The sequence below is a fragment of the Stenotrophomonas sp. YJH_SMC_123 genome, from assembly GCF_059368215.1.
Genome location: NZ_JCAFRM010000008.1, coordinates 189545 through 204463 on the forward strand (window position 1 = coordinate 189545; position 14919 = coordinate 204463).

The 14919-nt window shown below is 67.4% G+C and carries 15 protein-coding genes and 1 pseudogene; 7 read left to right on the top strand and 9 right to left on the bottom strand.

Translation table 11 applies throughout. The features are described 5' to 3' along the window. Window positions 1–56: 56 nt before the first annotated feature. A complete protein-coding gene (locus AC5P5W_RS17505) occupies window positions 57–872 on the bottom strand; it encodes a trypsin-like serine protease (protein ID WP_197574220.1) in 816 nt (271 codons plus the stop codon). 135 nt (window positions 873–1007) lie between these two features. After that, window positions 1008–1364, bottom strand: a complete 357-nt coding sequence (locus AC5P5W_RS17510) for an excalibur calcium-binding domain-containing protein (RefSeq protein WP_111206845.1) — start codon at window positions 1362–1364, stop codon at window positions 1008–1010. 480 nt (window positions 1365–1844) lie between these two features. Here AC5P5W_RS17510 and AC5P5W_RS17515 point away from each other — a divergent pair, with 480 nt between their 5' ends. Beyond that, a complete protein-coding gene (locus AC5P5W_RS17515; protein WP_111206843.1) occupies window positions 1845–2846 on the top strand; it encodes an NUDIX hydrolase in 1002 nt (333 codons plus the stop codon). A gap of 50 nt (window positions 2847–2896) precedes the next feature. Continuing rightward, window positions 2897–4744 (top strand): hypothetical protein, encoded by a 1848-nt coding sequence (locus tag AC5P5W_RS17520; protein ID WP_197574221.1) that lies wholly within the window; start codon window positions 2897–2899, stop codon window positions 4742–4744. Between the two features lie 45 nt (window positions 4745–4789). On the opposite strand, the pseudogene AC5P5W_RS17525 reads toward AC5P5W_RS17520, so the two are convergent. Next, a pseudogene (locus tag AC5P5W_RS17525) lies at window positions 4790–4975 on the bottom strand (S41 family peptidase); the annotation flags it as partial. A gap of 270 nt (window positions 4976–5245) precedes the next feature. Continuing rightward, the gene (locus AC5P5W_RS17530) at window positions 5246–6820 is read right to left on the bottom strand and encodes a S15 peptidase family protein (protein ID WP_197575579.1); all 1575 of its coding nucleotides are present in this window, start codon (window positions 6818–6820) and stop codon (window positions 5246–5248) included. 160 nt (window positions 6821–6980) lie between these two features. Between AC5P5W_RS17530 and AC5P5W_RS17535 the strand changes: the two genes are divergently transcribed. Both AC5P5W_RS17535 and AC5P5W_RS17540 read left to right on the top strand, forming a co-directional pair. Then, a complete protein-coding gene (locus AC5P5W_RS17535) occupies window positions 6981–7994 on the top strand; it encodes a DUF4034 domain-containing protein (RefSeq protein ID WP_134808895.1) in 1014 nt (337 codons plus the stop codon). Window positions 7995–8329: 335 nt separating this feature from the next. After that, a complete protein-coding gene (locus AC5P5W_RS17540) occupies window positions 8330–9070 on the top strand; it encodes a DNA/RNA non-specific endonuclease (protein ID WP_134808896.1) in 741 nt (246 codons plus the stop codon). A gap of 18 nt (window positions 9071–9088) precedes the next feature. Here AC5P5W_RS17540 and AC5P5W_RS17545 read toward each other — a convergent pair whose 3' ends face one another. Continuing rightward, window positions 9089–9946 carry a hypothetical protein gene (locus AC5P5W_RS17545; protein WP_227863743.1) on the bottom strand — a complete coding sequence of 286 codons (858 nt, stop codon included), beginning with the start codon at window positions 9944–9946 and terminating at the stop codon, window positions 9089–9091. A 179-nt stretch (window positions 9947–10125) separates the two neighbouring features. On the opposite strand from AC5P5W_RS17545, the gene AC5P5W_RS17550 reads away from it, so the two are divergent. Further along, on the top strand, window positions 10126–10821 hold the full coding sequence (locus AC5P5W_RS17550; protein WP_014647239.1) for an HAD family hydrolase: 696 nt from the start codon (window positions 10126–10128) through the stop codon (window positions 10819–10821). Window positions 10822–10828: 7 nt separating this feature from the next. Here AC5P5W_RS17550 and AC5P5W_RS17555 read toward each other — a convergent pair whose 3' ends face one another. From AC5P5W_RS17555 to AC5P5W_RS17570, 4 genes are read right to left on the bottom strand one after another with little or no spacing between them, the layout of a single operon-like run. Next, the gene (locus AC5P5W_RS17555; protein WP_032957563.1) at window positions 10829–11059 is read right to left on the bottom strand and encodes a hypothetical protein; all 231 of its coding nucleotides are present in this window, start codon (window positions 11057–11059) and stop codon (window positions 10829–10831) included. After that, on the bottom strand, window positions 11056–11481 hold the full coding sequence (locus tag AC5P5W_RS17560) for a VOC family protein (protein ID WP_087922649.1): 426 nt from the start codon (window positions 11479–11481) through the stop codon (window positions 11056–11058). Before AC5P5W_RS17560 ends, AC5P5W_RS17555 begins: the two co-directional genes overlap by 4 nt. A 10-nt stretch (window positions 11482–11491) precedes the next feature. Then, window positions 11492–11953: a helix-turn-helix domain-containing protein gene (locus AC5P5W_RS17565; protein WP_014647242.1), complete on the bottom strand. Its 462-nt coding sequence runs from the start codon at window positions 11951–11953 to the stop codon at window positions 11492–11494. Beyond that, window positions 11950–12876, bottom strand: a complete 927-nt coding sequence (locus AC5P5W_RS17570; protein WP_197574331.1) for a LysR substrate-binding domain-containing protein — start codon at window positions 12874–12876, stop codon at window positions 11950–11952. The genes AC5P5W_RS17565 and AC5P5W_RS17570 overlap by 4 nt, the downstream gene beginning before the upstream one ends. A gap of 91 nt (window positions 12877–12967) precedes the next feature. On the opposite strand from AC5P5W_RS17570, the gene AC5P5W_RS17575 reads away from it, so the two are divergent. After that, entirely contained in the window at window positions 12968–14008 is a 1041-nt protein-coding gene (locus tag AC5P5W_RS17575) for a hypothetical protein (RefSeq protein ID WP_197574330.1), read from the top strand. After that, a complete protein-coding gene (locus tag AC5P5W_RS17580) occupies window positions 14005–14886 on the top strand; it encodes a PD40 domain-containing protein (protein WP_197574329.1) in 882 nt (293 codons plus the stop codon). Before AC5P5W_RS17575 ends, AC5P5W_RS17580 begins: the two co-directional genes overlap by 4 nt. Window positions 14887–14919 lie beyond the last annotated feature (33 nt).

Genomic DNA, 14919 nt, shown 5'->3' on the forward strand with positions numbered 1-14919 from the left:
AGGCGCGCTTGCTTCCGCTACGCCTGCTCCGCACCGCCGGGCTACGGGAACAAGAACTAAAGTGACGCGTCACGCTCGATGATGCTTTCGATCCAGTCGATGTAGCGGGACACACGCACGTTGTAGACCACCTGCCCATAGAAACCCGCTTCCAGCGCATGCTCGGGTACGGCGGTGATCCAGGAACCGAGGCCCACCAGCTGCCAGGCCTCATCTTTCTCGATCACCAGCGGGCCGCCGCTGTCGCCGTTGCCGAGCACGCCTTCAAGGGGAAGGCCCTGCGGAGGCGGATCAAACCGGTACCAGAGATAGCGCGTGTTGCCGCCTGTGATCGCGTTGCAGGCCCGCCGCAGCGTTGTACGATGCGGCCCGCCGGGCATCAGGCCAGTCGCACCATTGCCGGTGGCGCCTCTCCCTATCAGGGCGGCGACCTGCGTGACCTCGTCGGCGCCCCGGTAGAGTGCGACCGGCGGCACATCGCTCACCGGTGCGGCAAGTCTGATCAACGCAATGTCATCCGATGCTGCCAGGAACGCGTGGATTTTCGACGCGCTCCCGGTTGCCATCGCTTCCTTGCCCAGCGCCTCGGGCATCTTCCGGTAGCCGGGGTGCAGGAAGACACGCTCGACGCCGTAGCCGTTCCCATTGATGGTGATGGTGGCGCCCCTCCCTTCCATCGGCGCGGCATGCGCGGCGGTCAGCACCCAGCGCGGCGCGATCAGGACGCCGTGCCCCTCGCCCGGCATGTCGGCCAGCGCGGGGAAGGCCGATGCATCGATCTGATACCGGGCGTCGTCCACATCATCACGGATGACCACGGCACCGGCAGTGAACGGGAGCGTGGCCAATGCCAGGAAAATCCAGCGGTTCATGGTTGCTTGCATCCCAGCAGTTCAATCCCAACAGCCTAGGGCATGGCCCTGCCATACGGGGAGATCGTGCGACCGATCCCCGGCGATTGCCGACGAATGCGGGGAAACGGGAGTTGAAGCCAGGCGGGCCATGCCCTACCTGCGGCCGCGATAGGGTTCGCAGCCCACGCCATCATTGTCACGATCGAGGTGCGGGCCATAGCCCGGATCACCACGCCGTACCGGCGCCGCCCCGGCGGCGCGGGCCTCCGCGCAGTTGGCAAACACCCGGGAACTGCGCGCGGGCGCGGGGGCGAAACTGCTGCGCGGAGTGTCGACGTATCGAGGTGCCGCTGGAGCGCCTCGATGACAGTGATACTCACCCGTTTTCCGGTTGGTGTGGCACCCCTGCTTGTCGAGCCCGCCCGGATGCGCGAGCGCATTGGCGGACAGTGCCAGTGCGAGCATGCCGGATGCAGTCAATACGCTGGAAACGCGGCGTCGTGTGTCCATGCCTTCCCCCTGTCAGGCACTCCTGCCAAGGGGAAGGCTAGCATGGTGTCTCGACCGCCAGGCTTGACGCTGCAGCGGCTGCCACTCAACGCAGGTAGTCCTTCAGGAACAGCCAGGTGATCAGCGTCGGCAAGATCAACAAGAAGAAGCTGCGCGTGGTGCACGACCCGGAGGCAGGCGCCGGCAGTCGCTGATCCCTGGGCGGCCACGGGCTCTGCGCCAACGCGGGGAAATCAATGCACCCGCGCTCCTGTTCCGTCGGTTCCGCCGCATACATCGTGGCTGGCGCCGATCCTCCCTCGCCCCTCGCTCCTACAGTGGATTCGCGGCGACGCACGGCCTGCACCCCCGATGGCAACGTCGCCGCCCCCACCTTTCGAGCCCACAGGAGCGAGACATGGCATGCCTTTCCCGGACTATCGATGGCACAGCGGCAATGCGCCCAGCCCCCTCCACGCAGGTTGAACGGGGGGGTGCACCATGAACCAGGTCTACGTCGCAGTCTGGGATGGAGCCCACTATCTGGTCGTCCGCAAACGGGTGCTCAACAGCTGGTGGGGCAGCAATTCCGTTGTCGTACTTTCTGCCGAGGCGATGGCCGCTGTGCTGGCCATCCGCAACGCGTCCGGCGGTGGCACAGAGCAGGACTGGGATCTGGTGAAGAAGCTGCTTTCCGGCGCCTGGCGCGCCGCAGGGTCAGTCGCCTACCGCGGCGAACGCACGCTGCCCCGCACCATGGACGCACTGGACCGGGCGCTTGAAAGCGCCGAACGCACGCATCCGCAGACCGATGACATCGCCATGGAGACGCTGGCCGCTCTGCAGAGCCTGTTCCGCGAGGACGCAAGAACCCCTCCCCCGTTCAGCGCTGCGCGAGCAACCTTGCGGGAGCTCTCCATCGCGTTGCCGCCGCCCACCCGGGGTGCGCCGAACTGGGCCGCTGCGTTGATACTGGCACAACGCCTGGTGGCGGAAGTCGGGGCGTGGTCGGATGGCCTGCCCCCGGCGCTGGTGAACCAGGCGGGGCAATGGGCCCTGCCCGGCGGCGGCCGCCTGAACAACGAACGCAAGGAGCGCGCCGCGCGCCGCGAGTTCGAGGAGGAGCTTGGCATCTGGCTTGGGCAGGGACGCGCCGCATGCGATCTGCGTGCCCGGCTGTTTCCGGATGGGGGAGGCAGCTTCTCCCTGGTTCGCTTCCGCACCACGGCCGAGGAGCTTCTGCGGATGGCGCAGGAGGCCGAGAACAACGTCCAGGCCAGTGCCAGCAGCCCTGCGCGCCCCCAGTCCTGCCTGGTGACCGACTGGGAGGTGGCGAGCATCGGACGGGTACCGGTGACCGAACTGCGCAACATCCTGGGAGCAAGGGTGGAGGTTCCGGGCGCAGGAACACCGGAGGTTGACGAGGCCCTGGCCGGCGCCAGGCCCGGTAGCCAGGAGATCGGCTGGTACCGGGAGATCGCCGCCCTGCTGTCACCCGCCTGAGCCTCCAGCGCGAACCCATGTGATCCCCTGCAACCCCAGCGAGGCCCACCATGAAAGAGAGCACGCCCGAGCGCGAGGCCCGGCGCCACATCAGCAAGCAGCTCACCGCGCAGATCAACAACGCGCAGGCGTATCCCGACGTCCGCTCGGTCGTGGTGAAGGCCCTGTCGGACATCAAGGACCAGCTGCGCAGCCTGTCCAGCAAGGTACGGCGCGACTACAGCCTGAAGCCCGACGAGCCGCTGATGTTCTTCTACGTCAAGGGCGGCAACGCACTGGACGCACTGCTTGAACGCCCGGCCCAGCCGCCACCGACGCTGTTCGATTTCGGCCGGTCCGACTGGGATACGCAGGTGGTGATCAATCCCTGGATTCCGATCCCGGCCCAGGACGCCCTGCACGGCGGCGTGGAGGACATCGTGATCGAGGTGATGCTCGGCGCCGGCCTCAACATCGCATTGGAGATCAGTGTCTTCCCACCCAACCAGAATCCGCTGGCCGGCCAAGTGGTGGATCTTGCACCGGTGGACATCCATGTGCCGCCCGGCCAGCAGTGCCTGGTGACCTGTGACACTCCGCAGGCGTTCCGGAAGGTCTACCAGCGTGACCGCGCGGGCCTGCATCTGTTCACCAGCGAACCGCTGAAGGGCATCGGCACCTCCACGGCCTTGGCCAGCCCGTCCGTGCTGCCCCCGCCGCAGCCGCCACTGCCCGTGCAGCCGCCACCTGCCCCTCCGCCGCCACCCGGCATCATCCTCAACGACGGCATCAAGCCGTTCGTACTGTACCGCATGGGCTACACCTGGCACGCGCGATGGGTGAAGGATCCGAAGGCGCCTGTCGGCGACGACCCGGTGACGCCGCGGCCGATCCTGATGGAACTGATCGATGTGACCACGCCGCGCCGCGATACCGTGGAGGCCGTGACAGTGTGGTCGGACATCATCCGCAACCATCTGGTGATTGCAGAGGATGCCGGCGCGGAAGAGCGCTGGCGGCTGCCCCTGCCCAGCATGGAGTACCACCTGTGGGAAGGACTGACCATGCTGTGCGAGATCGCCGCCTATCCGGGCTGGCCGGGTGCGGACAAGCTGGAGAAGCGTCGCCGCAATGTGCAGCGCATCCACGACTGGTACCGCGACCAGCAGGGCGACCTGGCGACGTTCGGCAGGGTGATCGATAGCATCTCGACGGCGCCGGTGTTCGCCGATGACAGGGACTGCATGCAGCAGGTCGATGCCTGCATGCGTGAGGTCAAAATGCGCATGCAGGCGTCATCTTCAGGATTCGATCACGGCGCCCTGTCGGCCACCCACACGCATCGCCTGCGGCAGGGGCGGCAGTGGGTCGCGCAGCGGGTCGCAACGCTGCTGCAACGCCTGCAGACATCTGCCGCATCCTGTGGCTACAGCGACGATCTGGCGTTGATCGGGACGCTGGCACAGAACCCCTACCTGGATGTCACCCAGGTACCGATCTCGGACGTCGACTGCGCGATGATCATCCGCACCGACCCTGCAACGCTGCGCAGGGCGACGGCGGCCAACTGCTTGAATGCGCTTGCCGAGGATCTCGGCGCGCACATGACCATCGAGGATTCCCTGCACTCGACCGTACGTGCGACGGGTATCAGTTACGAGCGAACGCTGGTGATCTTCGATGCGCCGCGTTCGCCGTCGGCGCGCGTGGCCAAGGCGATCCTGACATTCACCACGGCTGGCCCGGTCGGTTGCCCGTTCCGGGACAGCCCCGACGGTTCCGGGCAGGCCATCGCACCGTTGCTGGACATGGACAACCAGCGCAAGGTGGCAGCCTCGATCGTCCAGGGTTTCGTGCAACGGGCGAATCTGTCCAGGCAGCACGAGATGATCCGGGTGTTGTTGCCACAGGGGGAATGATCCTCCATCAGCGCAGCGCGGGCGGCGGGTTCCGATCAGGTCCGATCAGTCCCTGCCCTCCAGGATCCATGCCTCCAGCGCCTGCGTGTCCCGCATGTCCCCCGCGTAGCGGCGATCCGGTACGTAGGGCTCGTTCGAACCGCGCCCGCGACCGCGGTAGACCTTCATGGGCACCGAAATCCGGCTCAGCCCACTGGGCAATGGCTGAGGCCTGATATCCATGTAGACACTGAGGGCGCCGTCCATCTGGGAGACGAAGCCGGGATTGTGCGGGTCAACCACCCCGGAATGGCTGTCGCGCAGGGCCGCGTCAGCAGCCTCCAGATCCATCAACAGCGTGCTTGGCCAATCTGTGGCACAGCCTTGGGTGCCTGCTGCCAGTACCGCGCCGACCAGCAACGAAGCGAGCGCCATCGATTCACCTCTCGACTGGATTGCGCTCCAGTCTGGCAACTTTCAGGTCTGTCGTGCCGCGCCCGCCGCAACGGGCGCGGCGCCACGTCAATGCAGGGGCACCTTCAGCACCGAAGGCGCGTTGGCCGGTGAGCTGAAGGTCACCGCACCGCCCAGCTGGCTGATGCCCGCATAGCGCAGGTCCACGGTATCGACCACCAGGGTCAGGCGGCTGCCGGCCGGGAGGTTCCAGCTGCTGGCTTCCAGGCGGAGATCGATTGTTTTCGGCTGGCCGGGCGTGGCCCCGCGCAGGGTGTAGGGCTTGTGGCTGACCAGCTGGCCGTTGCCCAGCGCGTCTTCGGCATACAGGTAGGCATACAGCGTGGTATTGGCGCGGCTGGGCGTCACCGTCACCCGCACTTCCGGTGCGCCATCCAGGCGACGTGCGCTCCAGTAGATCGGGCCCTGCCAGACGCCGGCGGCGTTGCGGCCGACGAACGGTACATAGGCGCCGGGCGGCAGGTTGATCATCTGCAGTGCACCGGAGGCCATCACCACGCCGGAACTGGCAGCCGTCAGCAGCCCGCTGCCGATGCGGTAGCTCCAGCCGGTAGCGCCACCGTTCTCCGCCAGGCCGCCGGTGGGCAGCAGCAAACCGGAGGGTGCGGTCAGGCCGTAGCTGACGGCGCCCGCATTGGTGGCCTGCCAGTCCGGATAGCGGCTCCAGCTGCCCTTCTGCGACTTCAGCTGTACCGCTGCCTGGCGATCGATGCCATTGTCCACGCCCTTCAGGTAGTGGTCGAACCAGTCGCCTACGGCGGCATAGACCTCATTGGGAATGCCGAACGCACCGAAGGCCTCGTTGAGGGCATGGTCGCCGTGGCGCAACTGCAGCTGCTTGGGCCCCTTCAGGCGGTTGAAGAAATCGACCAGCTGGCCCGGCGGGAACAGGCTGTCATTGAAGGCATTGGCGAGGAATACCGCCGGCTGGTTGGCGTTGATCTCTTCAAGGCCGCTGGCCGGGCTGCGCTGTGCGGCCACCGGCAGCAGCGAGTCCACCGCCCCCTGGTAATTGCCGACCAGCACATTGCGGTTGATGGTGGCCAGCTCCGCGCCGGGGCGGCCGGTGGCCAGACCCGCCGCCACCAGCAGGGCGATGCCCTGGGCGCTGGGTGTGTCATGGCTGTACAGCGACGCCTGCAGGTCGGCCCAGCCACTGAGTGCGGCAACGGCCTTGATGCGGGGGTCGCGCGCCGCCGCCAGCAGGCTGGTGCCGGCGCCATAGGAGATGCCCGAGACCCCGATCCTGGCCGGATCGGCGCGGGTGTTGTCCAGCGCCCAGTCGATCAGCGCGCTGACATCCTCGACCGTGGCGGGCCCGGCGATGTCGATGCTGCCACCCGACTCCCAGAAGCCGCGCGAGCTGTAGCTGATGACCACATAGCCGCGCTGCGCCAGCGACTGTGCCACGCCCACGTACTCCACGCTGGGCACCGCCCAGCTGCTGGGCATGACCAGCAGCGGATAGCGCCCGCTGCCGGCATCCTGCGGCTCGATGATGAAGGCCCCGAGAGGCGTGCCATCCCAGCTGGGAATGATGCGATGGGTGGTCTTGACCGTGGCGGCCCAGGCGGTGGGCGCCAGGCCGGTCAGCAGGATCAACAGCAGCAAAAGCTTGCGCATCGTCGTCTCTCCCCGTCGGTGGTGGTGCAACGGGTCGGACCGTACCAGTGCGAATGGTGGCTGGCACCTTGCGACGCAGCATGGCGCAAAGCGCACCTTGGTATGCTTCGCGGCACTGCGGTCCTCCGCAGGCTCCCATCAATGCAAGGATGCCCCCCCGATGCGCAGGACGCTCTTCGTCGGCACGCTCTTGAGCGTGGCCAGTCTGTTCGCCCCTTCAGCCGTGGCGGCCCGGGACCCCGACGTCACGGATGACTGCAGCGAAATCGCGCAGTTGATGTCCAACGACGACTTTCCGGCACTGGACGCGATGGCCGCGCGCCTCCGCACGGGCGAGCTCAACGCCGCCGGCGAATCCCGGCTGGGCCGTTTCTACCTCTGCATGTCGCGTGCAATCGGCACGGCGCGGCAGGAGGTGGAGGCCTGGAACCGCTGGTCGGCCTGGGCGGCGCGCTGGGTTCAGCATGCGCCAAAGTCGCCGGCAGCCCACCTGATGACTGCACGGATTCCGCTCAACCTGGCCTGGAGCTACCGCGGAAATGGTTACGCCAACACCGTCAATGCCGAAGACTGGGCTCAGTTCCATGAGTACAACGCGGCTTCGCAGGCCTACCTGCAATCGCATGAGGGCGTTGCCGGCGGCGACCCGTTCTGGCACGAGATGAGCGTGCTGATCGCGCTGCGCGAGGGCGCGGATGACGAAGAACTACTGACGCTCGTCGACCGTGCAGCGAAGGCCTTCCCCGACTACGAGCCGCTGCACTTCATTGCCCTGCAGCACTTCACGCCGGCCTGGGGCGGCAGCGCACGGAAGATGGAAGCCTTCGCACGGCGCTCGATGGCCAGTATCCCGAAGAAAAAGCGGGCCATGCGCTACGCACGGCTGTACTGGTCAGCCACCGCGTATTCGGCCGATCACTTCCGCGCGGCGACACCCGATTGGCCGCTGATGCGCCAGGGGCTGGACGAAATCGCACAGCGCTACCCGACCATCGACAATCTGGAGACCATTACACGCTACGCCTGTTGGGCGCGTGACGGCGATGCCCTGGATCGGTGGAATCGCCTGTACTTGAGCCGAAGTGGTTTCAGCGAGGCAGTCATTGCGGACTCGAGCGAGCAAAGCAGGGCCGCCTGCCTGGCGCCGGATGCTGGGCAAGAGGCTTCCTTGTAGAGCCAATCGGTGCGGAACCGGGCCGCGGAGGATGCGCGGTCCAGCATGCACTTCACACCTGCAGGGTGCTTAGCACGTACGCATGTCAGCCACGGACCGCGTGATCTGACACATCACCAGTGCTTGCACCCGGTCACAGCTTCGCGTTCTCGTCGTTGACCAAAAGACGACAGCTTGTGACGCTTGCGACACCGCGCGGCCCTCCGGGCCCTCCTCATCGCGGCCTCGCTCTACTGCACTCCGCATCACCCGTATCCGCAACGCCTTCACATGACACAGGCCGGGCCTGGTCGTGGCGGGCAGCTGCGTCCTGAACTCTTTGCTGGAGAATCGCAATGCGCCTTGCAAGCTTCGTCTTTGCCTTCGTCCTCAGCGCCTTTGCCGGCGCAGCCCAGGCCCAGGTAGTCACCCTCAACAAGGGCGGCTTCGTGCTCACCTACGACTGCGGCATCCACAGTGCCACCCGCTACGAGTACACGCTCACCGCCGATACCGGTTCGGCCGCACGGCCGTCCAGCTTCTACAAGGACCCGGACCTGCCGGCCGGTTGCCTGGGCCAGACCAGCACCGCGTCCTACGCCAGCATCAAATCCGGCTATGACCGTGGCCATCTGGTCACGTCCAACCACATGGATTACGACGCGACCTACATCCGTCGCGCCAACTACATGACCAACATCGTGCCGCAGGTGTCCAGCTTCAACCAGGGCATCTGGGTGAAGGCCGAGAACGTGGCCGAGTGCTACCGCGACATCGCGCCGGTGGACGTCTACGGTGGCGTGGTCTACGGCGATGCCGCCAACGATTATTTCCTGGCCAGCCATGGCATTCCGACGCCGGAGTTCTTCTGGAAGACGATCATCACCCGCGACCCGAACACCGGAACCGCCAAGGCGATCAGCTGGATCATCCCCAACGAGGCCAACCTGGGCAGCCTGGACAATTACCTGGTGACGATTTCCGATCTGGAGGAACTGCTGGGCGCCAGCTACGTGGCGATCAACGCGCCGGCCTCGCTGAAGAACATGCTGCCGGCCACCACCTGGCCGCAGCCGGCCGGGTGTGACCTGGGCTGATCGGGGGGCAGAGGAACGTCACGATGCCTGTGCGCGCAGCCATCGTGACGCCAGCACTCTGGCCAGCAGGAACTGCACTGCGGCGCCGACGACGGTGGCAACGACAAGCCCGCGACCTGTCGTCGGCGCCCCAGCGGACAGCGCTCGCAGAAGATAAGCCATGCTGGCCAGGATGATCAGCAGCGCCGTGGCAAGCAGGATCAGCGACACCACCATCGTGCGCGCCGTCGATGCGGGTTCCGGCGACGGCGCGCCGGCCCATAGGCCGGCAAACGTGGCCAGCGCGCAGGCCACCAGCAGGATCAGGCTCGCAATCTGCAGCTGCGCGGCGCCGTCGGCAACGGGCATGATGAACTCGCCGGGCGAGAATCCCACCGGCAGCTGCGCCACCAGGATGGGAAGCAGGCAGCTGCCGGCCACCAGCGTCACCGCGCCGGCGATGCTGGCACTGATGAGGTGATGGTGCCCGCCCTCGGCAGGAATGCGCCGCTGCATCAGCAGCGCCGGCACCAAGGCCAGCAGCGTGAGGACCAGTGCATGCGCAAGCGGCATCAGACTGATGGCTGCGACGCTGTAGACTGGAAACGGCAACTGCGCCATCGGAATGCGCATGGCGCGATCCAGCACGACGAGCAACCCGAAAAAGGCGATCGAAGCGATCACCGGGTGGCGGATCCGCAGCGCGCCGCGACGCCCGAACAGCAGCATCGACACCAGTACCGCCGCTCCGGCGAAGAGACTCAGCCTGAAACCGAGCTCCGCCAGCGCGTAGCCGATTTCACGTGAGGCCTCGGGCGGGCCCAGACGGCGCCCGAATTCGACCAGGCGGAGGGCTACGGGCAGATACAGGCAGAGCACGTAAAGCTTGGCGGCCATCGCGAACTGGATGGGGTACGCACTGAAGAATGATCGCAATCGGTTCAAGGCGTATTCCCGTGCAGGCGCTGGGCGGGCTGACCTGGCAGTCTAGCGTTCCTGTGGCCCGCGTGCCCCGCCCGACCCGCTATGGGAAAATGGCGGGCACGTCGCCCCTTTGGCTGTTCCCGGAGTAGTAGATGTCCCGTTTCCCCTTCGATGCCGTGCTGTTCGACTGCGACGGCGTACTGGTCGATTCCGAGCCGCTGGTGGCCCGTGTGCTCTCGGAAATGCTGACCGCACGCGGCTGGCCGCTGACCCCGGCGCAGGCGGGCGAGGTCTTCCTCGGCCAGTCCGTGGCTCATCTGGCCGGGCTGATCGCAGAGCGCACCGGCAAGCCGTTCACCGAGCAATGGCTGGAGGAATTCCGCCAGCAGCGCAACCGTGCGCTGGAGCAGGACCTAGAGGCGATCCAGGGGGCGCCCGAGGCCGTGCGTGCGATTGCCGCGGCCACCGGCGGGCGGATTGCCTGCGCCTCCGGTGCCGACCTGTTCAAGGTGAAGCTGCAGCTGGGCAAGGTCGGCATCCTTGATGCCTTCGGTGCCCATGTGTTCAGTGGCCAGGACATGCCGAACACCAAGCCTCACCCGGATGTCTATCTGGCCGCCGCCGCAGCGCTGGGCGTGGACCCGAAGCGCTGCGCGGTGATCGAAGACACCGTGACCGGCGCCACCGCCGGCGTCGCGGCAGGTGCGACCGTGTTTGGTTTCAGCGAGGGCGGCCCGCACCACAGCACGCCGGAGGCCCTGCGCGCTGCGGGCGCGAAGGTGATCTTCCAGCGCATGGAGCAGCTGCCGGCAGTGCTGGCGGCCTACGCCGCCGACGCAGCCGCCTGAGGCGGCCTCAGCCCGCAGCGCCCAGTGCGGCGCCGCGGCGTTTCCCGGCGTAATGCAGCACGAACAGGTACAGGCCGGTGAACAGCTGCAGGAACAGTGGCGGCAGCGGCGAATAGGTGATCCACGCTGCAGGCTCGCCCTGCCCCAGCCCGCGAACGACGAAGTTGGCGATCACCGCCAGGGTGAAGACGATCGAGGTCCAGCGATGTACGGGCCGCGCCCAGCCACCGCGGCTCATTGACGGCGCCTCGCTTCGGAGCGCGCTTCGATCATCTTCCAGCCATTGCCGGACGGGTCGCGGAACCCCGCATCGATGGCGCCGTAGCGTTCGACCGGCTCCTGGGTGAACTCCACGCCCTGCGCCAGCCATTGCGTGTAGCGCGCCTGGCAGTCATCCACGGCCAGCACCAGCGGCGGCATTGCGCCCTTGGCCACCAGCTGCTGCAGCGCCTGCGCGGTGGCCGCATCGTGGGTGGGCGGACCGGGCACGAACAGGCCCAGCTGGAATCCGTCCTGGCCGGGGCTGCGCACCGTCAGCCAGCGGTAGCTGCCATTGCGCACGTCGGTATGCACTTCGAAGCCGAGCGTGCCGACGTAGAACGCGAGCGCCTCATCCTGGTCGCGCACATACAGGCCGACCGTGTTCACAGTGTTTGTCATGGGACCTCCCTCAGGTGGGATCCACGTTAGCAACCGCCTCGCGGCGGCGCTTCTCCAAAACTGCGATGTTCAGGTCCGGTCGCTGCGCGGCACGTGCGTGGCATTCCGGCACGCTGGCCGGCGTCGCCTCGCCGGCGCGCTCGCGCTGGCGCACATTGCCCGGGCTGTCGCCGGTGATGTCACGAAAGATGCGCCCGAAGGTGCCCAGGCTGCTCCAGCCGGTCTGCGCGGCGATCTCGGTGACCGGCAGCTCGGTGTCACGCAGCATCGCCACGGCCCGTTCGATGCGGCGGCTGAGCAGGTAGCGGTGCGGCGGCAGGCCGAATGCCTGCTTGAACGAACGCGCGAAATGCGCAGGCGATACCGCACTGACCTCGGCCAGGCGGGCCACCGGCCAGTCCTCGTGACTGGCGTGGTCCATCCGGTCCTTGGCACGCAGCAGGCGCCGCAACAGTTCCGGGCTCTGGTTCATGGCGTCACCGCGTGTGCCAGATGATGTCGCGACGCACGCCTGGCCTGCGCGGCCTGCTCGCCCAGCCAGTCACCGAATGCGATGACCTTGGCGCTGCGGCTGCGCGCCGTCGGTGCCACGAACCAGAAACCACGCCCGTCGCTGGCCACACCGGGATGTGCCTGCACCAGGCGCCCACTGTCCAGTTCGGCCTGGAACAGGATCGGCGAGCCGATGGCGATGCCCTGCCCGGCAATGGCAGCACCGACATCCAGATGCTCCATCGCAAAGGGGGTGACGAAGCTCGCCGGGTCCGGTGGCCGAACAGCACCATGTGCGGAAAACCACAGCGCCCACCAGTCAGGCCTGCCGAGCAGTGGAACCTCCAACGCCCGCCGACCGAGCCCGTCTGCCGCCGGCAGCAGCGCTGGCGCGCACAGCGGAGTGAAAATGCTGGGGAACAGGGGCGTGGCCTGCAGCCCGGGCCACGCACCATGCCCGTTGCGGATGGCGGCATCGAAACGCCCGGCGGCCAGGTCCTGCGGCTCTGCCGACAGGTCCAGTTCCAGCACGATGCTTCGATGGCGCGCGCGGAAACTGCCCAGGCGCGGCGTCAACCAGCTGGTGCCCAGCGTCGGCAGAACGGACAGGCGCAGTCGTGCTGCATCCATGTCAGCGGCGCGCATGAAACTGGCGCGCAGCGCGTCGAAGGCCCGGGTGGCCTCCACTGCGACGCTCGCACCGGCGGCGGTCAATTCCACATGCTGGGCGTGGCGCAGGAACAGGCAGGTCCCGGTCTGGGCCTCCAGCCGGCGCACGTGGTAACTCACCGATGCCGCACTGGTATCGAGCTCCTCGGCGGCGCGGGCGAAACTGCCCAGCCGTGCCGCCGCCTCGAAGGCGCGGATGGCGACAAGCGATGGCAGCTGACGTTGGGTCACCATAAGTGTGGCTTAGCCTGAGCCCCGATTTCCGCGTGGTCAATCCCCCTCGCACGCGCAACGATGGAGGCACCTCCGGCAAGGGATCACGCACATGGATCGACGGCAGTTCCTGGCCACCCTGGCCGCCACGGCAGCGTCCACCGCCCTGCCCTCCGGGTGGGCCCTGGCCAGCCCCAGCGCAGACTGGACATGGTTGCAGGGCAACTGGCAGGTCCGGCACCAACGCCTGAAGGAGCGCCTGGTGGGCGATACCCGCTGGGACGCCTTCACCGGCGCCAGCGCGGTCTGGCTCACCCTGGGCGGGCTCGGCACCATCGATGACAACGTCATGGCACTGCCTTCGGGCCCCTACAGGGGCCTCGGCGTGCGTGCCTTCGATCCGGTGTCTTCCACCTGGTCGATCTGGTGGATCGATGGGCGCACCCCTGCCCATATCGAAGCGCCCGTGCGCGGCGCCTTCGCAGGCGATGGCGGCAGCTTCCGTGGTCGCGATGATTTCAAGGGACGCCCCATCGAGGTCTGGTTCCGCTGGCATGACATCCACGGCGATGAGCCGTGGTGGGAGCAGGCGTTCTCCGACGATGCCGGTGCCCACTGGGAAGTGAACTGGCGCAACTGGTTCCGCCGCACTGCTGCGATCCCCTCGCCGCTTCCGAAGCTGCCGGATGCACCGGGCGATTTTGATTTCCTGGTGGGCCATTGGAACGTGCGCCATCGCCGCCTGCGCGCTCGGCTGGCAGGCAGCGACGCGTGGGACGCGTTCAACGGCACCCTGCACAACTGGCCGGTACTGGGCGGATTCGGCAACGTGGGCGACAACCTGATGGCCGTGCCTGGAGCACCGCTGCGCGGCATGGGGATCCGCGCCTGGAATGCGGCCGAGCGGCACTGGCTCAGCTGGTGGCTGGATGGCCGGGAGCCGACCCGGATCGGCGCGCCACTGCGTGGTGGCTTCGAGGCCGGTGTCGGGCGCTTCTTCGGCGAGGACCAGCACGAGGGACGGGCGATCCAGACGCGGGTGATCTGGTCACGCATCACCCCGCGTTCGGCGCGCTGGGAACAGGCGGCCTCCGCCGATGGTGGACGCAGTTGGGAAACCAACTGGGTCAGCGACTTCGAGCGACAGGCATGAAGGCGCTGCTGGCCGTGATGCTGCTGGCATCGGCATTGCCCGTGCCCTCCCCGCCCGTGGTGCTGCGGATCATCGGCCCCGCCGAGCGCTTCGCCCCCGGCATTGCCTCCACACAGCATGACGAGATCCGGCTGACCCTGAGTCCGGACGGCAATACCGCCCTGTGGTTCAGCCGCAACCGGCCGGGCGGGCCTGGGGGCTACGACATCTGGATCTCGCACCGCGAAGGTGACCGCTGGCGGCCGGCCACGCCAGTGCCGTTCAACACGCCGGGGCGCGACTTCGATCCCGCATTTTCCGCAGATGGGCGCGTCGTGTATTTCTGCTCGGACCGCGCAGGCGGCCAGGGCGGTGACGATCTGTATCGGGTCAGCATGGGGAGCGACGGTCGATTCGGGGAGCCAGTCAATCTTGGCCCCGCAGTGAACAGCGCGGCCGATGAGTTCGCGCCGATGCTCTCGCCCGACGGTCGTACGCTGTTGTTCTCCAGCGATCGTGCGGGCGGTGCTGGCGGCCATGACCTCTACAGCGCGGCGATGATCGGCGCCGTCGCGCAGCCGGCACGGCCGCTGGCGGGAGAGCTCAATACCGCAGCGCAGGAGTTCGATGCCACCTTCCTGGGCGACGGCCGAACGGTGGTGTTTGCCCGCGCCCAGGACTTCGGCAGTGCACCGGTGCGCCAGTTCATTGCCTACGAACGAGGAGGCCGCTATGACGCAGGCCATGCCTTGCCATCGCCCGTGAACGCGCCCAGCGGCGACAGCTACGGCGCGATGCTGGATGGCTCGCGCCGTGACACGCTGACCTACTCGGCGCGACGCGCCGGTGGTGAGGGACTGGACCTGTACCGCGTCCGCTACCGGATGATGCCGCGCTGAAGGCAGTGGGTGTCGATTTCCCACGCGCCCGTT